General features: G+C 62.0%; 21 protein-coding genes. 4 read left to right on the top strand and 17 right to left on the bottom strand.

The window, feature by feature from the left end; genetic code table 11:
- Window positions 1-64 precede the first annotated feature (64 nt).
- Window positions 65-1,006, top strand: a complete 942-nt coding sequence (locus AC3IR3_RS00310) for a fimbrial protein (protein ID WP_489195066.1) — start codon at window positions 65-67, stop codon at window positions 1,004-1,006.
- A 17-nt stretch (window positions 1,007-1,023) separates the two neighbouring features.
- Here the strand turns inward: AC3IR3_RS00310 and AC3IR3_RS00305 are convergent, their stop codons facing one another.
- From AC3IR3_RS00305 to AC3IR3_RS00260, 10 genes are all read right to left on the bottom strand, one after another.
- On the bottom strand, window positions 1,024-2,187 hold the full coding sequence (locus tag AC3IR3_RS00305; RefSeq protein ID WP_489195064.1) for an AI-2E family transporter: 1,164 nt from the start codon (window positions 2,185-2,187) through the stop codon (window positions 1,024-1,026).
- Window positions 2,184-2,432, bottom strand: a complete 249-nt coding sequence (locus AC3IR3_RS00300) for a hypothetical protein (protein ID WP_489195062.1) — start codon at window positions 2,430-2,432, stop codon at window positions 2,184-2,186. Before AC3IR3_RS00300 ends, AC3IR3_RS00305 begins: the two co-directional genes overlap by 4 nt.
- 52 nt (window positions 2,433-2,484) lie before the next feature.
- Window positions 2,485-2,967, bottom strand: a complete 483-nt coding sequence (locus AC3IR3_RS00295; protein ID WP_489195060.1) for an ABC transporter ATP-binding protein — start codon at window positions 2,965-2,967, stop codon at window positions 2,485-2,487.
- Between the two features lie 35 nt (window positions 2,968-3,002).
- Window positions 3,003-3,392 carry an ElaB/YgaM/YqjD family protein gene (locus AC3IR3_RS00290; RefSeq protein WP_243649194.1) on the bottom strand — a complete coding sequence of 130 codons (390 nt, stop codon included), beginning with the start codon at window positions 3,390-3,392 and terminating at the stop codon, window positions 3,003-3,005.
- A gap of 157 nt (window positions 3,393-3,549) precedes the next feature.
- Window positions 3,550-3,708, bottom strand: coding sequence for a DUF1328 domain-containing protein (locus AC3IR3_RS00285; RefSeq protein ID WP_183422027.1), 159 nt, complete (start codon window positions 3,706-3,708; stop codon window positions 3,550-3,552).
- 158 nt (window positions 3,709-3,866) lie between these two features.
- The gene (locus tag AC3IR3_RS00280) at window positions 3,867-4,490 is read right to left on the bottom strand and encodes a YbhB/YbcL family Raf kinase inhibitor-like protein (protein WP_489195057.1); all 624 of its coding nucleotides are present in this window, start codon (window positions 4,488-4,490) and stop codon (window positions 3,867-3,869) included.
- An 11-nt stretch (window positions 4,491-4,501) separates the two neighbouring features.
- Complete coding sequence (locus AC3IR3_RS00275; RefSeq protein ID WP_489195055.1) at window positions 4,502-5,590, bottom strand: PQQ-dependent sugar dehydrogenase; 1,089 nt, start codon at window positions 5,588-5,590, stop codon at window positions 4,502-4,504.
- A 108-nt stretch (window positions 5,591-5,698) separates the two neighbouring features.
- A complete protein-coding gene (locus AC3IR3_RS00270) occupies window positions 5,699-6,709 on the bottom strand; it encodes a YheT family hydrolase (RefSeq protein ID WP_132142752.1) in 1,011 nt (336 codons plus the stop codon).
- Window positions 6,706-7,506 carry a lysophospholipid acyltransferase family protein gene (locus AC3IR3_RS00265; protein ID WP_489195054.1) on the bottom strand — a complete coding sequence of 267 codons (801 nt, stop codon included), beginning with the start codon at window positions 7,504-7,506 and terminating at the stop codon, window positions 6,706-6,708. Before AC3IR3_RS00265 ends, AC3IR3_RS00270 begins: the two co-directional genes overlap by 4 nt.
- A 106-nt stretch (window positions 7,507-7,612) precedes the next feature.
- Window positions 7,613-8,074: an Lrp/AsnC family transcriptional regulator gene (locus tag AC3IR3_RS00260; protein ID WP_489195052.1), complete on the bottom strand. Its 462-nt coding sequence runs from the start codon at window positions 8,072-8,074 to the stop codon at window positions 7,613-7,615.
- A 152-nt stretch (window positions 8,075-8,226) separates the two neighbouring features.
- On the opposite strand from AC3IR3_RS00260, the gene phhA reads away from it, so the two are divergent.
- Window positions 8,227-9,114 carry a phenylalanine 4-monooxygenase gene (phhA, locus tag AC3IR3_RS00255; RefSeq protein ID WP_489195050.1) on the top strand — a complete coding sequence of 296 codons (888 nt, stop codon included), beginning with the start codon at window positions 8,227-8,229 and terminating at the stop codon, window positions 9,112-9,114.
- A gap of 73 nt (window positions 9,115-9,187) precedes the next feature.
- Window positions 9,188-9,433 carry a hypothetical protein gene (locus AC3IR3_RS00250; protein WP_132142760.1) on the top strand — a complete coding sequence of 82 codons (246 nt, stop codon included), beginning with the start codon at window positions 9,188-9,190 and terminating at the stop codon, window positions 9,431-9,433.
- A 944-nt stretch (window positions 9,434-10,377) separates the two neighbouring features.
- Here AC3IR3_RS00250 and AC3IR3_RS00245 read toward each other — a convergent pair.
- The 7 genes from AC3IR3_RS00245 to AC3IR3_RS00215 all read right to left on the bottom strand — a co-directional run bounded on the left by AC3IR3_RS00245 (window position 10,378) and on the right by AC3IR3_RS00215 (window position 16,001).
- Window positions 10,378-11,085 carry an SGNH/GDSL hydrolase family protein gene (locus tag AC3IR3_RS00245; protein WP_489195048.1) on the bottom strand — a complete coding sequence of 236 codons (708 nt, stop codon included), beginning with the start codon at window positions 11,083-11,085 and terminating at the stop codon, window positions 10,378-10,380.
- A 30-nt stretch (window positions 11,086-11,115) separates the two neighbouring features.
- Complete coding sequence (locus AC3IR3_RS00240) at window positions 11,116-11,802, bottom strand: RES family NAD+ phosphorylase (RefSeq protein ID WP_489195046.1); 687 nt, start codon at window positions 11,800-11,802, stop codon at window positions 11,116-11,118.
- Window positions 11,799-12,203 (bottom strand): MbcA/ParS/Xre antitoxin family protein, encoded by a 405-nt coding sequence (locus AC3IR3_RS00235; protein ID WP_489195044.1) that lies wholly within the window; start codon window positions 12,201-12,203, stop codon window positions 11,799-11,801. Before AC3IR3_RS00235 ends, AC3IR3_RS00240 begins: the two co-directional genes overlap by 4 nt.
- A 108-nt stretch (window positions 12,204-12,311) precedes the next feature.
- Window positions 12,312-14,051, bottom strand: coding sequence for a DUF885 domain-containing protein (locus AC3IR3_RS00230; protein WP_489195042.1), 1,740 nt, complete (start codon window positions 14,049-14,051; stop codon window positions 12,312-12,314).
- A 292-nt stretch (window positions 14,052-14,343) separates the two neighbouring features.
- Window positions 14,344-15,048 (bottom strand): helix-turn-helix transcriptional regulator, encoded by a 705-nt coding sequence (locus AC3IR3_RS00225; protein ID WP_489195040.1) that lies wholly within the window; start codon window positions 15,046-15,048, stop codon window positions 14,344-14,346.
- A 261-nt stretch (window positions 15,049-15,309) separates the two neighbouring features.
- Window positions 15,310-15,510, bottom strand: coding sequence for a hypothetical protein (locus AC3IR3_RS00220; protein WP_489195039.1), 201 nt, complete (start codon window positions 15,508-15,510; stop codon window positions 15,310-15,312).
- Window positions 15,511-15,521: 11 nt separating this feature from the next.
- Window positions 15,522-16,001, bottom strand: coding sequence for a DJ-1/PfpI family protein (locus AC3IR3_RS00215; protein WP_489195038.1), 480 nt, complete (start codon window positions 15,999-16,001; stop codon window positions 15,522-15,524).
- A gap of 287 nt (window positions 16,002-16,288) precedes the next feature.
- On the opposite strand from AC3IR3_RS00215, the gene AC3IR3_RS00210 reads away from it, so the two are divergent.
- Window positions 16,289-17,314, top strand: a complete 1,026-nt coding sequence (locus AC3IR3_RS00210; RefSeq protein WP_489195036.1) for a class 1 fructose-bisphosphatase — start codon at window positions 16,289-16,291, stop codon at window positions 17,312-17,314.
- The last annotated feature ends 29 nt before the right edge of the window (window positions 17,315-17,343 follow it).

Raw genomic sequence — 17,343 nt, 5'->3', positions numbered from 1 at the left:
TCTTAGAGCAGTCACCGCGTGTTGTCGGTAACGTGATGTTTTTCGAGAATCACGGACGAGCACGATGACTTCATGGAAGGCTACCGCCACATTCGCTGGCGTTGCCGTGGCAATGCTTGCAATACCTTTAGCGGCGCGAGCTTCGTGCAACTCCTATCCCGTGCAGGCACAGTCGCAACGGGTATCGTTCATAACACAAACGCCATCCATGGGGCTCGCCGTGGGGCAGGTCATAGCGGAAGCGGTGTCCTCTCCCGGGTATACGGCCAAAGAATGGTGCCGGTTCTCAACTTTCTACCTCCGATCCGTCACCTACGCCTCACCAGCACCGGGAGGAAGCAAAATCTTCGCGACCAATGTTCCCGGTGTTGGCATCCGGGTGCTTTTTAGTAATGAGAATAGTTCCTGGGGCGAAATTCCAAGCTCAACTTACAAGCCAGGTGCGTACTGGGCGGTATACAAGAACGCGTTCTTTAAAGTGCAGCTGATCAAGACCGGTGACATTAGCAGTGGCACAATCGCCGGTGGCATCGTCGGTAATGGTGGCCTCGATGGTGTCACTCAGTTCAGCGTCACGCTTCCTCCCGTGCGCATCGAGGCGCCGGTACCGACCTGTTCGTTTACGTCGCACAATCTTGGCTTCGCATTACGCAATGTCGATATCGCCGACATCGAGCGGGTCGGATACAGCGACTGGGTCCCCGCGAATCTTGTCTCCGGTGGCTGCCAGTACGTCAACACGGTCTCGATGACGTTCCAGGGCGCTTATGGCAGCAGCGACCCCACACTCTTCACCGCGGCGGGCGGCTCCGGAGGTGTCGGCATCGAGCTTCGCAGCGCCAATCCGGATGCAGCGGCCGATCCTACCGGCACGAGATCCATCGTATTCGTTCCACGTCCCGCAGGCGGTCTCTATGAATTCCGCGCGCGCTATCGACGCAACGGCCTTCCATTGAAGATAGGTCCCGGCAACGCGAACATCACGGTAAAGGTTGCTTACGACTAATCTGCCGACCCACCGGATCAACGCTGGATCATATGCGCGAACCACGTCCATCCGCGCAGCTTGGCGGTGATGAGTTTGGTGCATGTCAGCATCGGCACGGCGAGCAGTGCGCCCGGAATGCCCCATAGCCATCCCCAGATCAACAGCCATAGCAGGATGGCAACGGGCGACAAGCGCATGCGCCGACCTTGCAGCATCGGCGTGATCAGGTTGCCTTCGACGGCGGTAATACCGGCGAATGTCAGAGCGGGCAACAAGGCAGGCCCGAGTTCCTGAAAATGCAGGGTGCCGACGATCGCGAGAATCGTCGTGGTCGTGATGGCACCAACGTAGGGAATGAAGTTGGCGACCATTGCCACGGTGCCCCACAGCAGCGGATCGGGCACGTTGTACGCCCAGAGCATGCATGCGGTTATCAGACCCAGGCCAATGTTGATCGAGGCTGTCAGCAGCAGATAGCTCGACACTTCTTCCTGAATGCTGCGCACGATCGAGACCGTATGTCGCTTGTGCGCGAACGTCGGCGATATCTCGACGGCACGCCGCAGTATCTCGTCTCCGTATACCAGGAAGAAGAACACCAGCAGCGCGACGGTGAGAACGCTGGCGAGTACCTTGGGTGCCGAGGAAACGACGTCCCATGCGGTGAACGACATCGCCGGGTTACCGGGTGCCACGACGCGCGCCGCCGATCCGCTGACGAGGTTCTGCGTTGCCCTGCTCGCGGCTTCGAGCTGCTGGGTCATCGGCTTGATCTTGGGCGCGAACGTGCGTATCGCCTCGGGCGCCTGATGGAACCAGTTCATCGCGGGCGTCGCGATCATGCCGATGCCGCTCGCCAGCGCACCGCCCAGCGCGAACATGACGACCCACGCAGCCAACCAGCGCGGTATGCGGAAACGTGCCGCTGTGGCGACGATCGGATTGAGCGCCAATCCGATGAATGCAGCGAGCACCAAGGGAATCAGCAACGATTTTCCGATGGTGACGGTAAATACCATCGCCAGGAGAATCATGCCGGTAAGGGATATGCGAATCGCCTGCAGATGGCGGGAAATGCGGCGCGTGCTTCGGCTGCTTCCACGCACGCGACGCGACGGTGCCGAGATAGTGGCAATAGCAATACCGGGAGCCGCGGTTGACGGAAGAGGTGTGGGCAGCGGACTGTGGGTATCGCTCATGGATCGGTGTCACCCGCCCCATTGAAAATGCTGCCGGCTGCCAGCGAAACGACCTGACCGATAACGCTGGACGCACCACCCGTGATCAGGCCGCTGACACCGGGCACGGCAAGCGGATTGACGTTGACGTTGCTGAGCAGGAAACCCGCGCCGGCCGCCATGCCCATGACCGTCAGCGGATACTCGTAGCCCTTCGCGATGAGGGCGGCGGCGGGTTCCGTGGTTTCGATGCGTGCGGCAGCCATACGGGCTCGTGCTTCCCCGACCGCTGCCATGCTGCTGAAAATACCCATTGCCTCAACCCCCTTCGCTTTCGCCTTCCGCACGGCCCTGCTTTACCGCGTCTTTCGCCAGCGTGGCCAGTTCGGCTCGCGTCGCGGGAAGAGTAAGCCAGTGCATGCAGCGGCGGAATACCCGTATGGCGACGACCAGCAGGACCAGCTGTAGTAATGCCAGCACGGTAAGCGCCCACGCCCACGAACCGAACCATTGCGCCAGCCCCCAACCGGCCAGCGCCAGCAGGGTGAACCCCAGCGCCACCGCGAACACGATGGCCGCCAGACCCATGAACAGCATGAGCACGATGCCGTGACGCGCCAGGCCGATTTCTGCCCGAAGCAGTCCCAGTTGCGCCGAAAAAAGATGCTTCAGTCCGGCACCGAGTCGCGTCAGATCGTCGACCCACTCCGGACGCTTGAGCCTGGAACCGGCCGCGGGACCGGTGCCTTCGGCACCGAAACCCGGATCGTTGGTATTTCCGTCGGGACCGTCTTCGAGCATGCCCTTCCCCTGGACCTTAGGCCCGCATCGATAAATCAGCTACGCAGGATGCGGCCGGCGAGCCAGCCAGCCACGAGCGCGATGGCCACCGACTGTACCGGCTTTTCGCGCACGTATTCGCGTGCCGTATCGAGCCAGTCGTTCGCGTGGTCCAGGGCATCGCCGTAGGCTTCCTGGCCGCGCAGCTTTACTTCTTCGGCTTTTTCCGCGGCGCGGGTGGCGCCGTGTGCCGCCTTGTCGGTCGCATGGTGCAAACCCGTTTCTACCTTGTCCGCGGCCCGGTCGACGGCGTCTTTCGTATGCTCGACCGCTTCGGACGTTGCCTGTTTCACGCGCTCGGCGCGAGCTTCGATGCGCTCGGCGGCCGTAATGGAGTTGGCGGCGGCGTTCGCTGCATTGGCGGCGGATTCGACGGGCTTATTCATAACGCGATTCTCCGGTGGAGGGTTTGACAGCTTATGGGTTTCGAGGTGACGCGGAAGTAACTGCGCAGTGCCGACAGTTGCGCGGCGGACGATCCGGGAGACTCGCCCGCCGCGCATCGTTCAAGGGCACGCCGGCGAACCGCGGCCCAACCGGACATCACACACTTCGACCGCGGAAGAACGAAATGATGGCAAGGATAAGGAACACCACGAACAGAATCTTGGCGATACCGGCGGCTGTGCCGGCGATGCCGCCAAAGCCAAGTACGGCAGCAATGATCGCAATGACGAGGAACACGAGGGCGTAATGCAGCATGACGGTTCTCCGAAAGGGTGCCGGTTCGCCTGACGAAAAATGTCGCGAGGCGCCCCGTCATTTAGTACCGCGCGCTGCGCATTTGATGTGAATGCGCAGACGCACGGCGATCACCGCTTTTGGAACGTTCAGGCTGTCGACGTCACTTCACTTCGCCGTCACGCCTTGACCTTCGGATTGAGACTGTAAGTACCCGTGATGACCGCCTGGTCGACGACATGACCTTCGATCGCCGACCGAAGCTCGGCCAGGGAAAAGCCCTTTTCCAGCGGAACGGTGGCGACATCCAGCGCGTAAACGTGGAAGTGATAGTGGTGAACGATGGAGTCGTTCCACGGCGGACAGGGACCGTCGTAACCATGGTAATGGCCTTCCATATCCTTATCGCCCTTGAACCATCCCGTGTAGTCGTTCAGTCCCTGCACGGAACCGGGCGGTCCCACCGGATCTTTCTTGCCGCGCGGAACGATGCCTTCGCCGCACGCACCGTCACCCAGTTCACGGCATTCCTCCGGAATATTGGCCATGAGCCAGTGCACGAATTCTCCGCGCTTAAGCGCAGCCGGTACGGTACGTCCTTCGACGTTGACGTCGTCGGGTTTCGTGGGCACGTCGGTGTCGATGCATGCAATGACGAACGAGCGCGCCGTCGTCGGTACTTCCGTCCACGCCAGATGCGGCGTCGCGTTGTCCGACGGAAGCACGGGGCTGCCGAGGGTCATGAGCGCATAGCGCGCCGGAATGGCCTTGCCGTTCGGGAAACTGTCGCTGTGTACCTGCATGGGTGTGCTCCTTACTTCGAATACGTCACGCGATAAATCGCGCCATTCAGATCGTCGCTGACAAGCAGGCTGCCGTCGGCCAGCGGCTGAACGTCGGCGGGCCGTCCGGACACTTTTTCGTCCTTGAGGAACCCGTCGATCAGCGGCTCGTAGCTCACGACTTTGTTGGCATTGAGACGCGCGACCATCACGCGATAACCCGATTTCTGTGTGCGGTTCCACGAGCCGTGCAACGCGATGATCAACGCGCCGCGATATGAGGCCGGAAACATGGTTCCTTCATAGAAGCGCAGGCCCAGCGAGGCGACATGCGGACCCAGCTTATAGACTGGCGGGGTGTAATCCTTGCAGGACTTACCCTTGCCGAACTCCGGATCGAGCGTATCGCCCTGGTGGCAATAGGGAAAACCAAAGTGTTCGCCAGTCTTGGTGATGTGATTGAGTTCGTCGCTGGGCATGTCGTCGCCCATTTCGTCGCGCCCGTTGTCGGTGAACCATAGCGACTTGTCGCTCGGCCGCCAGGTGAAGCCGACCGTGTTGCGGATACCGTGTGCCACGTCTTCGATACCCGTGCCGTCCGGATTCATACGGGTGAGCTTCGCAAAGCCGTCGCGATCGCAGATGTTGCACGGCGCACCGATGGGCACATAGAGCTTATTGTCCGGACCGAACGCGATGAAGCGCCAGCCGTGGTGCGTTTCGGTGGGTAGCTTGTCGTAGATGATTTCAGGCTGGGGCGGCGCGTCGAGATGATTCTCGATGTCGCGCAAGACGACGATCTTGCTCACCGCCGATACGTAAAGATCGCCATTGTGGAACGCCACGCCGACGGGTAGCTGAAGCCCCGTCGCGATCGTTCGCACCTTGACGGCCGTGCCGTCGCCATGGGTGTCGGTCAGCGCATAAACCCTGCCCACGTCGCGCGATCCGACGAAGACGGTCCCTTTCGCGCCAACGGCCATTTCGCGGGCATTGGGTACCTGATCGGTGAAGACCGTGATCTTGAATCCGGGGGGCAGTTTCAGCGTGTCCAGCGGAGGCGTCGCCGCGAAAGCGGGGCTCGCGAGCAGGCCGAGGGCAAGCGTCAGGACAAGGCGCATGGGTCGTGCTCCGTGTGGGGGGAAACGGAAGCGTACTTCACGGCGACGACGTCGGCATGGCCCTTCCATCGTTTCCCGCTTATGAGATTAGGTGCCCGGACGCGAAGGTCAGGTATGCGCGGCCGCGACGGCCGCGAAACGGGCTGCGATATAGTCATCGGTGAAGCTGGTCATGCCGAAATCACGGATAAAACCGCAGTGGCCGCCGTAGTCGGCGATGTCCAGTTCGATATTGGACGGCAGGCGCAGCTGCTCGAATGCGGCAACCGGAATGACCGGGTCGTCGCGGGAGGTGAGGATCGTGGCCGGCACTTTCATGTCCTGCAGCCGGTCGCCGGCTACCGAATAACCGTCGAGATACGCTTCCAGCGAACCGAAATCGGTGTGACGCAGCACGAGCGAACGGGTCAGTTCGCTCATGCTCTGCCTCAGTTCGGTCAACTCGAAGTATTCGCGGGTGGGAAACGCTTCCTGCTTCAGCCGCAGCGAACGACGCCACTTGTTCATGAAGTAAGCGCGATAAATCCATGGCGCCGATTCTTCGAGCGAGAGCAGGCCTTCGGCCGGATCGATGATCGGGCACACCGCCAGCACGTAGGAAAGCGGGATGTCGTGCGCGGTCGCGTGCATGGCGGCCCGCAGTGCAAAGTTTCCGCCCAGCGAGAATCCGGCCAGCGCCATCGGCCGCGCGGGGTACATGCGCGCGATTTCGCGCAGCGCGATCACGACCTCGTCGATGCGGCACGAATGGAACAATGCCTCGTTCAGCGCATGGCTTTCGCCGTGGTCGCGGAAATTGAGGCGGAAGATGTCCCAGCCTTCCTCCAGAAGCCGGCTTCCGGTCTGGAGAACATAGGTGGAATCGACGCTGCCTTCCCAGCCATGGAAGAGTACGGCCAGGCCTTTGGACGGTTCGCCGGTACGCTGGGCGGTGAATTTACCGCTCAGACGATCGCCGTTACCGACATCCACCAGTACGTCTTCGGCGCCCTCGCGTACCTGCTGCGCACGACGCGGCAGCAGTTGGCGACGCACACCGCTGGACGAGAGCATGGTCTGCAGGTGACCGCTGCGCAGCGGCCACGACGGGCGGAAATCGGTGCCGCTGGGTAGGCTCATGCCGATGTATCGGATTCCAGGGCGGCGGCGATGCGCTCACGCGAGCTCTCGGCCATGCGGCGACGGGCATCGGGCGAGGCCGGTACCGGCTCGAGGAAATGCACTTCCGCATCCAGCGGCGCCTCGCCCAGCAGGCGGATGATGTTCGCCAGGAAGCTTTCGCCTTCGCGGAAACCGATATCGATCAGACGATGGCCATCGCGCGCGAAACGCAGCGCGACGGGCTGAACCGGCACCTCGGCATCGAGGGCGGCCTGGAAGATGCGGGCATGGAAGACGCGCAGCACGCCGTTATGGCCGGTGCCGCCTTCGGGAAAAACAGCGACCGACCGGCCGGCCCGAAGACGCTCGACCATGACCGACATGACCGAGGTCAGCGAATGATTATTACCGCGACGGTGGAAAATGGTGCCACCCCGCGCAGCCATCCAGCCGACCAGCGGCCAGTTCGCGATCTCGGCCTTGGCGACGAAACAGGCGGCGCGCTGAGTGTGCATCAGCTCGATGTCCAGCCATGAGGTGTGGTTGGCGACGAACAAGACGGGATCGGCCAGCGGCGTGCCATAGCGACGGCTGCGGAAACCGAAGATGCGCAGCAACCCGGTCGACCAGAAGCGGATCGTGCGGTGGGCAAACGGTTCGCGACCGTTGCGCATCACGCCGCCAGCCCAACTCAGGATCAGGGCGCAAATCAGAACGCCGAACACGATATGCAGCAACAGCAACGGCACCCGCCACAGATAACGCAGCGGACGCAGTCGGTCGCGGGACGGCAGGGTGTCGGAGGCGGCTTCCATCAAGCGTACAAGAGTAACGATGCCTGCGCTTCGTCGCTAGGGGAAGTAAGGAATTTCTTAAGACGCATGGCGATAGCCCGTGCTATCCGGCTGGCGAAAATCATGCTCAAGCGGCTCCGAGCGGAAGATTTCCGGATTCCTTGACGGTACGAAGGACAAAACTCGTGTTGACGTCGGCAACGCCCGCTGCGTTCAGCAACTTGTCGAGAAGGAAACGGGAGAAGCCCTCCAGATCAGCCACATAGACATGCAGCAGGTAGTCCATGTCGCCGGTCAGGGCATGGCATGCGACCACCTCGTCCCAGTCCTGGACGCGAACGACGAACCCCTCGATGGAGCCGCCGTCGTGCTTGGCCAGTTGCACCCTGACGAAAGCCTGCAGGCCCAGACCCACTGCCTGCGGGTTGACCCGGGCGCCATATCCGCCGATGACGCCATCGGATTCCAGGCGCTGGACGCGGCGCAGGCAGGCCGACGCCGACAGATTGACCACCTGGGCCAGGTCCGAATTGGTCATGCGCCCATCGTTCTGAAGGGCCGCCAGAATGCGGAGGTCGATACGATCCATGGCATGGTCTTGCATGATTGTTGTTCACCTCCCCGCTCATACGCACGACTATTGCACACAGTCACCCTTTCGATGCAACAAAGCAAGCTTCTTGCGCAGCAATGCGACTACGCTTGTGTCCTACCGCAAGAACAGTCGTTAAGGAGGCTTCCATGGACACCCCTCGTCGCGTCGAACATCAACAGACCGATCGCGGTTACGTGCCTGTGTATGCCACGGGGACCGTGGAGCAACCGTGGTCGAGCTACTCGAAAACCGATCATGAGGTCTGGGACACGCTGTACCGCCGCCAGCGCGAACTGCTGCCCGGCTATGCCTGCCAGGAATTTCTCGATGGCGTGGCGCGTTTCGGCCTGGGCGATGGCGGTATTCCGCGTTTCGACGATCTGAACCGGGTACTCCGCGCGGCCACGGGCTGGGAAGTGGTTGCCGTGGAAGGCCTGCTACCCGACGAAGTCTTCTTCGATCACCTGGCGCACCGCCGTTTCCCGGTCAGTTGGTGGATCCGCAAGCCCGACCAGCTCGATTACCTTGCCGAGCCCGATCTGTTCCACGATCTGTTCGGTCACGTACCGCTGCTGCTGAATCCCGTTTTCGCCGACTACATGGAAGCCTACGGCAAGGGCGGCATGAAGGCGTACGCCATCGGGCCGGACGCCCTCATGAACCTGACGCGGCTTTACTGGTACACCGTCGAATTCGGCCTGATCCGGACGGATGCGGGCATGCGGATCTACGGCGCAGGCATCGTCAGCTCCAAGGGCGAGTCGATCTATTCGATCGATTCGCCGTCGCCGAACCGCATCGGGTTCGATCTGGAGCGCGTCATGAGTACGCGCTACCGCATCGATACTTATCAGCAGACCTACTTCGTCATCGACAGTTTCGAGCAGCTGTTCGACGCTACGCGTCCGGATTTCACGCCCATCTACAACCGCCTGGCGGACCGGGCTACCGCCGCGGCCGGCGATATCCTGACTACGGATCGCGTTTTCACCCGGGGCACCCGTGAGGGCTGGGCAACGAACGCCGACAACTGAATCTGATCTCAACGGCGGCCTAACAAGCCGCCTCGTAGGATGAGCCCACCTCCCCTCTCATCCCGAGATTACCGTGGTCGTCTTCGACATCCCCTACGAATCCGTTGGTCCCGGTCTCTGGCTGCTGCAGAAGAACGAGTCGGAGTATGGGGAATTCTGTTCACGGGACGACGCGCTCGAATGCGCCGTTACCGAGGCTCGCCGCCTCGAAGCCGCCACGCAGACCTCGTCGGTGGTGGTGTTGAACATCGAAGGCATCGACGGTGTCTGGCGCGCTTTCGATACGTCGATCAAGCCGTACGCGGGTAAGACTGCGTAAAACCCCCAGCACGATGCATCGCTTCCTGTAGGAGCCCGCTTGCGGACGAAAGCCAACAGGACGAAGAAGACGGATGCTCACCTCCGCGAGCCCGATCTACGGGCTGCGGATGCAACCCACATCTTCACTGCTCCGTTGGCTTTCGCTCGCAAGCGAGCTCCTACAGGAGTTCGCTTTTTCGTGTCTGGAAAAAACAAAAACCCCGGCAGCCAGGGGATGAGCTGCCGGGGTTACATCGGGTCCGAATCTAGCAGGGGAACTAGCGGGACCCGGGGCAACCGGCTAATGAAAGCTCCCGGTTACCAACAGGTCGCCCTCGCGGCGATCACTAACTTAGATGGGGTCGTCGTCCGAAAGTTCAACGCGCATATCGAATATCGCAAGCGCATGCAAAAAGTTTCAGGCGATACAAAAAATGAACCCCGGCATCCAGGGGAGGAAATGCCGGGGTTGCGTCGGATCCAGGCTAGCAGGGGAACTAGCGGGACCCGGGACAACCGGTAACAAAAAACGCCGATTGCCAACAGGTCGCTGTCGCAGCGATCGAATACTTAGATGAGGCACGGGGGACGAAGTTCAACGACGCGCTATGTTGCTTGATGGCATTCGTTCAGGATTGCGCCCATGTCGACTACACCGACATGCTTTCGAATTGCGTACATGGCTCGCAAGCGAACGCAATCTAAATATTTCTTAAGAAATTTCTCATTCACTACGACGACATTGCACACGTCCACGTTCCATGGCTCGTACGCAAGTCCAGGGTACGGACAAAAATAAACCCCGGCATCCAGGGGAGGAAATACCGGGGTCGCGTCGGGTTCGGGCTAGCAGGGGAACTAGCGGAACCCGGGACAACCGATTAATAACAAACCACGGTTGCCAGCAGGTCGCTTCGCAGCGATCGAGTACTTAGATAGTCCCTCGACCGTGAAGTTCCCGTATCACCGACCCGTCGTATTTGGCATTCGTTTAATTTCGGCCGATTTTGCATGCTGTTCGAGCCATGGCTCCACCGTCGCGGTCCATAGTGCATATCCTTTCGAGTTCATATGGAGACCGTCCGCGATGAAGAGTTCCGGTCGGGGTTCGCCTTGTCCGTCGACCATGCCCGGAACGATGTCGAGGAAAGAGACGTCCTTCTGTCTGGACGCCCATTCGCGAATAAGTTCGTTCGACTTCAATATCTTGTCGAGCAATGCCCGCCGCGAAACGCTTGGCTTGATCGAAATGAAAGCGATGGGAACCTGAGGTTGATCCTTGCGAACGCGCGCCACGAAGTCCGCGAAGTCGTCGCGTACCTGCTCGGGCGAGTCGCCGTCCATCAGATCGTTGTCTCCGGCATACATAACGATGGCGTTGGGGCGACAGGGAGTCACGATCCGCGCGGCAAACGCCGTGGAATCATCGATATCCGAACCGCCGAAGCCACGGTTGATCACGCGGAATGCCGGGAAATCGGCAGAGAGGCTGGTCCACATGCGGATCGACGAACTGCCGACAAACAAAACGGCACCGGGGACGGGCGGTTGTGCCCGATCCTGCGTTTCGAACGCACGGATGTCGGGTTCCCAACGGCTGTGATCGGGGCCCTTGGCAAAGGCGGGTACGGTCAGGACCAGGGCCGCGAAGAGAAGCGCGATTCGTTTCATCGGTTACCTTTCGTAAGAGATGGCATGTCGTTATTTACCCCGATCCACGGCCTGCACCTTCAACACCGCCGAAATCCGCGTGCCATCCCATCGATAGATAAGGTGCTCGGCCTGGACGCAAGGCGATATCAGGTCGGGATAAAACGCGGCGATGCATTCGCCGCCGGCGTGACGCACGCTGTCGTAGACGATGCCATTGGAACCCGCGGCACGCAGTTCGCGCGCAAGTGCGGCGCTACGCACATAGCTGTCCGGATCGTGCGCTTCGATCCAGCCGCCGCGCATGTCGTGCAAACGGCCTCCGATGGCCATGGTGTAGCAACGCATCTCGGTATCGGTCGGCGGTTCGTGGGTTGCGGCGAGGAAGTTCTGCCGGTGAAACACCGTTTCCTCGATCGCCGTGGCAAGGCTGTGCGCGGCGTAGAACACCCCCCAGTGGCCGTCCGAGAAACGACTGCCTTCGGGATTAATATGAGCGAACGCGGCCATGATCGGCGTGGTGCCCTGTCCCGACACGCGACGTTCGGGCGGCACCAGGCGGAGCGCGCCCATTTCTTCGCGCAGGCGCGGATTGGTCATCGATTCGACGGCAAGTACCGCATCGATGTCGGCGGGATTGGCGATGCGATCGAATACTCCTACCGGCGGAAAGCGGCTGGGAACGATGCGCCAGGCGTGGCTCCAGCGAATGCGCCGGACCGGTGGCAACTCGCTCATCCGTTCCAGCCGCGTTGGGCATCCAGGTACTGACGCACGACGTAGAGATCGGCCACGTTGCCGGAAAGCATGCGTTCCAGCGCGGATTGTCCGCCGAAAAGTGCCGCGTCGTTCGGCTTGCGGACCCAGGCGTCGGCCTGTTCGTGGTCGGGGAAGAGTATCTGCAAGTCCTTATAGATACCGAGCAGGTAGCTGATGCGTTCGATCACATCGCGCGACGGCGTGCCGTCCTGCTGGCGCTTCCACTTGTAGAACGTCGACTCGGGCGGATCGCCCAGCAGCGTTCGCTGCTCAGCGACCCGAAGGTCCCAACGCTCCGCCAGCGCGAAGAACGCCCGGAGCGCGGGTCCGCCGAGTTCAGCAATGGCGGGAAGGGTTTCACCGTGGACGACTGCGTGCATCGCGAGGTTTCCCTGTGAAGTTATGACGAATCATACTCCACAGAGAAAGTTCGTGTGTGAACCGTATCCTAGGTCCTCGAGCTGTTTCGTTCCGTGTCCGGGCTCACGCTACCGGCGGGAAACGATCCAGGCGTCGACGTGTTTCTCCAGCACCGGCAACGGTACGGATCCGAGCGCCAGCACGGTGTCGTGGAACGCCCGCAGGTCGAATTTCTCGCCCAGCTGGCTCTCGGCTCGCTGGCGCAGTTCGAGGATCTTCAGATAGCCCAGCTCATAGGAAAGCGCCTGACCCGGCCAGCTGATATAGCGATCGACCTCATTGGCGATCTCGCGCTGGCTCAGGGCCGTGTTCGATGCGAGATAGTCGATAGCCTGCTGGCGCGTCCAGCCAAAATGATGGATGCCCGTGTCCACGACGAGCCGGCAGGCGCGCCACATCTGGTACGTCAGGTAGCCGAAACGTTCGTAGGGGGTGTGGTAAATCCCCATCTCCTTGCCCAGGTACTCGCTGTACAGCGCCCAGCCCTCGCCATAGGCAGAAATATAGCCATCGCGACGGAAGGCCGGCAAACCCGTCTGCTCGTTGCTGAGCGACAGTTGCAGCGCATGGCCTGGCATGGACTCGTGCAGCGTGAGGGCGGGCATGTTGAACAGCGGTCGCGACGGCAGATCGTAGGTGTTGACCAGATAGACGTCCGGACCGCCGCGACCCGAGGTGTAATACGGCGCGATGTCCGCCGGCACGGGCTCGATGGCAAAGCGCTGGCGCGGCAGCAGACCGAAGTAGTGGCCCAGCTTGGCATCGACCTGCTTGGCGACCCAGGCCGTACGCATCAGTAGCTCGTCCGGCGTTTTCGCGTAGAACTGGGGATCGCTGCGAAGGAACGCGAGAAAGTCGGGGAAGCTGCCCTTGAAGCCGGTTTCGGCCATGGTGGACAGCATCTCGGCGTGGATCTTCGCGACCTCGCGCAGACCGATCGCATGGATCTCGTCGGGCGTCAGCTCCAGCGTCGTGTATTCGCGAATCTGCTGCTGGTAGTAAGCCTTGCCGTCCGGCAGCGCTTCGGCGGCCAGGGTAGAGCGCGCATGCGGCACGTATTCCTCGCGGAAGAAGCGCAGCAGCTTCGCGTAAGCCGGCACGACGCTTCCTGAGATGACCCGGCGCGCGTCGGCACGAAGCTTCTCGGCGTCGGCAGCGGGCATGCTGGCGGGAATCGTGGTGAGCGGCTGGTAAAGCGCACTGTCCTCGGGCGATTTCAGGTCGGCGACAGCGGCGATGGAGACGTCGCGACCCGCCAGGACGTCGCGCGGCACGGTAAAGCCGCGCGCCAGACCCAGGCGCATGTTGGCGATTTCCTGATCGACGAACGCCGGGATATCGCCGAGGCGGTCGACGTAGCGGCGGTAGTCGTCGCGCGTGCGCAGCCGGTCGCCGCCCAGTTGGTAGCCGATGTCGGACCAGAAGGCCGAGTCGCTGTTGAACGGCATCTGCCACTGACCGAAACGCTGGGTGGCGATGAAATTGCCGATCTGTTCGCGATAGATGGCGTAGTCGATCTGCGCGCTGTCGCTCAGCGTCTTCGGGTCGATACGGTCCAGCCTGGCCATCACGTCGGTCCAGTACGCCAGCTTGCGCTGCTGGCTGGCGGCATCGACCTGATCGAGACGACCGGAACCCGGCTGGGACTCGCCGGAAGTCTGGATGCCTGCCTGCCCGTTACGCCACGCCCATTCGGTGGTGTAGATCGTTCGGAAGGCGGCATCGGCGGGCGTCGCGACGGGTTGTTCGGCGTGTACGGCGCCGGTCGCCAGGGCGGCCAGGAGCAGGCCTTGGGTCCAACGGTTCATGCGTTATCCGGGTCTATCGGGGGGAACGGTCGATGATCGCATTGAAGCGCCTGGATCGGGGGTGCCGAAAGTCCCCGGGCGCAGCGCCCTGTCTACCCCTCACCGTCGCCCCTGCGCAGGCAGGGGCCCAGGGCGATCGCGACCGGAATGCTTAAACGCGCACGATCATGCTTTGAGAGCATGAACGAACCCCGTCGCGAAAACCCTTTGCACCGTACTGGACCCCTGCCTGCGCAGGGGAGACGGTGAGGGACGTGGAACGTTAAAGGAACCCCGGGATGTCGTTACGAACTCACTCAAACCCTTCGTAATCCCCACGCATCGTTCCCAGATACGCCTCGAGATTCCGTCCCGGACCGTCGTCGAATGTTTCGCCCGACACACGGCAGACGTCGATGCGATCGGGACGGAAGTTACGGAAACCCTGCCGCATCCGGCACCAGCTGCCCAGCGTCCAGGCGCCACCCCAGAACGAAAGACATAACGGTTCGACTTCGCGAACGCTGGTACGGCCTTCGCCGTCGCGATAATCCAGACAAAGTACGCTGCGCGCCACGATGGCCGCGTGCAGCTGATCCAGCAACACAGCGACCCGGGTCTGGAAGGCATCGCGCCATATCGGCGCGTAAATGCGCGACTGCGCCGAACGCTCGCGCAGGTCGGGCGGAAGTACCGCCTCGATCTTGATCAGTGCGGACTGTGCCTCGCGGGCAAGACGCTCGCCGGCGAAAGCGCGTACGAAACGCGTTCCCGTGACCAGCGCCTCGAGTTCGTCGGCGGAAAACATCAGCGGCGGGATATCCGAGCCCTTGCGAAGCACGTAGCCGACGCCGGCCTCGCCTTCGATGGGTACGCCGGAAAGCTGAAGATCGGCCACGTCGCGGTAAACCGTACGTAACGAAACCTCCAGCGTGGCTGCCAGCTGGCGCGCGGGCAAGGCTGTCCGCCTGCCACGTAGCGCATTGATAATGAGGAATAAGCGGTCGGCTCGACGCATTCGGTGATCTTTGCGGAAGAAAGTGATGGGCGCCAGCGCCGGAAGGCACTAGCTGGGGATGGGGGGTGGGAAGTGGGGGCGCGTTTCCGGCGAACGCCTGAGGGAACGACAGTTGCCCGGTGAACGCTACGTCTGCCGAGCGATACGAGTGCCCTCGAACGATCGTCGGAACAGCGCCCCCACTTCCCATCCCCCATCCCCAGCTTCACAAATGCCTCGTCTCGCCGGGCTCACTCATCCAACTGCCGTGATAGGTCTTCTTCATCGGGCGATTCCTTTGGTCCGTGCGTAAATGCGAAGCGTGGAGGCCGTGCTCGCCCTTGCGGGGCGCACATTGCGACGATCGGCCGGCGGCACGTCGCCGCTCGTTTTTGCCGCGAAGCGATACTGTCCGTCGAAGAGCAGGCCGCGCTGACCCAGCGGCGCGTAAGCGATAGCGAGACGTTCGAGAATGCGATTCATCCGGTGTCTCCTCAGGCGATGGCCGGGTTGCCGTGTTTGAACAGCCGGTACCAGTCTTCCCGGTCCGACGGGTCGTACAGATCGAGCGCGGCGATGACGCCCCTGGCGAACTCCACGCTGCCGTGCTCGCTGGCGCAGAGGTAACGTTCCTTACCAGCCAGATGCGCCATGGCGAGCATGGCCGTACCACTGGCGGCGACCGTGCCTCCGGCGTCGTGAATGCGCTGGGCCGCCGCTGCCACGTAATCCAGCCGCCCTCGCCCCCACGCGTGACCGCCGGGCAGAATCGCCAGCGCGGCGCGCGCCGGTTCCAGCGCATCCAGCGTCTCGTCGGGCGTCACCCGAAGACCGCTGGCCGACTGCACCGGCGTCATCGACTGCGCGACGACCCGGACCCGCCAGTCGCAAGGCCGCCGGATCTCATAGAGCGCCAACGCCGTCTGCCAGTCGGCGAAACCGTCGAACACCAGGAAATACACTGCGTCGCGCATGACCGTTCCCTCTCCCTTACCGTGGAGTAAGAGTCTGAGGGGGGGCTACTGACAACGTACTGTCAGCAGAGCGGGGGGTGGGGGTGGGTAGTGGGGGCGCATGTCCGGCGAACGCTTGAGGGAACGACAAACGCCACGCGGACGCTGCCTCCGCCGGACGATGCCGGCCCCCTCGAACTATTGCCGGATCTACGCCCCCACTACCCACCCCCAACCCCCGCTCTACTAGCGCCCCGAAGCCAGCCACCCGACAATACCCACCTTCGCTAAAGGAACCGTCCACCTCCATGTCCAGACCCATTTCGCTGATCCAGTTCCTTATCGAGGAAAAACGCGCGGGGCATATCAATGCCCAGCTGAGCCTGCTGATCGAGGTCGTCGCGCGTGCCTGCAAGCGTATTTCGGTCGCCACGGGCAAGGGTGCGCTCGGTGGGGTGCTCGGCAATGCCGGCACTGACAACGTGCAGGGCGAAGCCCAGAAGAAACTCGACGTCATCTCGAACGAGATCCTGCTGGAAGCCAACGCCTGGGGCGGTCATCTGGCGGCCTGCGCTTCGGAAGAAATGGAAGATCCGCAGCCGATTCCGGATATGTATCCGAAGGGCAACCACCTGCTGTTATTCGATCCGCTGGACGGTTCGTCGAACATCGACGTGAATGTCTCGGTGGGCACCATCTTTTCGGTGTTGCGTTGCCCGGACGACGTTACGGAGCCGAAAGTCGACGACTTTCTCCAGCCGGGCACCGAGCAGGTCGCGGCGGGTTACGTGGTCTACGGACCCAGCACGTTGCTGGTGTTGACCTTCGGCCACGGCGTCCACGAGTTCACGCTGGACCGCGAGCACGGCAGCTTCGTGCTGACGCGCCGTAACGCCATGATTCCGGTGGAAACCGGCGAATTCGCCATCAACATGTCGAACCAGCGTCATTGGGAAGCCCCGGTACAGCGCTATATCGGCGAGCTGCTGGCGGGTAAGACCGGTCCGCGTGGGCGCGACTTCAACATGCGTTGGGTCGCCTCCATGGTGGCGGATGTCCATCGCATCGTGACCCGTGGCGGCGTCTTCATCTATCCCATCGATGCCAAGATCAAGGCCAGCGGCGGCACCGGCAAACTGCGCCTGATGTATGAAGCCAATCCCATGGCGTTCATCGTCGAGCAGGCCGGCGGCGCCGCCACGACGGGTCGCGAACGGATCATGGATCTGCAACCGACCGCCCTGCACCAGCGTGTGCCCGTGTTCCTCGGTTCGAAGAACGAAATCGAGATCGCCACGCGTTACCACGTCGAAGCGGACGATACCCGCGAGTAAATGCATGGAAGACGCGCGACAATCTGTCG

This window comes from Luteibacter sp. GL_149 (assembly GCF_057834065.1).
This window is presented reverse-complemented; position numbering and strand designations above follow the sequence as displayed.

Bases quoted from the DNA above. Each gene is read 5' to 3' on its own strand.
- AC3IR3_RS00310 (WP_489195066.1), top strand. From the start codon at position 65: ATGACTTCATGGAAGGCTACCGCCACATTCGCTGGCGTTGCCGTGGCA.
- AC3IR3_RS00305 (WP_489195064.1), bottom strand. From the start codon at position 2,187: ATGAGCGATACCCACAGTCCGCTGCCCACACCTCTTCCGTCAACCGCG.
- AC3IR3_RS00300 (WP_489195062.1), bottom strand. From the start codon at position 2,432: ATGGCTGCCGCACGCATCGAAACCACGGAACCCGCCGCCGCCCTCATC.
- AC3IR3_RS00295 (WP_489195060.1), bottom strand. From the start codon at position 2,967: ATGCTCGAAGACGGTCCCGACGGAAATACCAACGATCCGGGTTTCGGT.
- AC3IR3_RS00290 (WP_243649194.1), bottom strand. From the start codon at position 3,392: ATGAATAAGCCCGTCGAATCCGCCGCCAATGCAGCGAACGCCGCCGCC.
- AC3IR3_RS00285 (WP_183422027.1), bottom strand. From the start codon at position 3,708: ATGCTGCATTACGCCCTCGTGTTCCTCGTCATTGCGATCATTGCTGCC.
- AC3IR3_RS00280 (WP_489195057.1), bottom strand. From the start codon at position 4,490: ATGCAGGTACACAGCGACAGTTTCCCGAACGGCAAGGCCATTCCGGCG.
- AC3IR3_RS00275 (WP_489195055.1), bottom strand. From the start codon at position 5,590: ATGCGCCTTGTCCTGACGCTTGCCCTCGGCCTGCTCGCGAGCCCCGCT.
- AC3IR3_RS00270 (WP_132142752.1), bottom strand. From the start codon at position 6,709: ATGAGCCTACCCAGCGGCACCGATTTCCGCCCGTCGTGGCCGCTGCGC.
- AC3IR3_RS00265 (WP_489195054.1), bottom strand. From the start codon at position 7,506: ATGGAAGCCGCCTCCGACACCCTGCCGTCCCGCGACCGACTGCGTCCG.
- AC3IR3_RS00260 (WP_489195052.1), bottom strand. From the start codon at position 8,074: ATGGATCGTATCGACCTCCGCATTCTGGCGGCCCTTCAGAACGATGGG.
- phhA (WP_489195050.1), top strand. From the start codon at position 8,227: ATGGACACCCCTCGTCGCGTCGAACATCAACAGACCGATCGCGGTTAC.
- AC3IR3_RS00245 (WP_489195048.1), bottom strand. From the start codon at position 11,085: ATGAAACGAATCGCGCTTCTCTTCGCGGCCCTGGTCCTGACCGTACCC.
- AC3IR3_RS00240 (WP_489195046.1), bottom strand. From the start codon at position 11,802: ATGAGCGAGTTGCCACCGGTCCGGCGCATTCGCTGGAGCCACGCCTGG.
- AC3IR3_RS00235 (WP_489195044.1), bottom strand. From the start codon at position 12,203: ATGCACGCAGTCGTCCACGGTGAAACCCTTCCCGCCATTGCTGAACTC.
- AC3IR3_RS00230 (WP_489195042.1), bottom strand. From the start codon at position 14,051: ATGAACCGTTGGACCCAAGGCCTGCTCCTGGCCGCCCTGGCGACCGGC.
- AC3IR3_RS00225 (WP_489195040.1), bottom strand. From the start codon at position 15,048: ATGCGTCGAGCCGACCGCTTATTCCTCATTATCAATGCGCTACGTGGC.
- AC3IR3_RS00220 (WP_489195039.1), bottom strand. From the start codon at position 15,510: ATGAATCGCATTCTCGAACGTCTCGCTATCGCTTACGCGCCGCTGGGT.
- AC3IR3_RS00215 (WP_489195038.1), bottom strand. From the start codon at position 16,001: ATGCGCGACGCAGTGTATTTCCTGGTGTTCGACGGTTTCGCCGACTGG.
- AC3IR3_RS00210 (WP_489195036.1), top strand. From the start codon at position 16,289: ATGTCCAGACCCATTTCGCTGATCCAGTTCCTTATCGAGGAAAAACGC.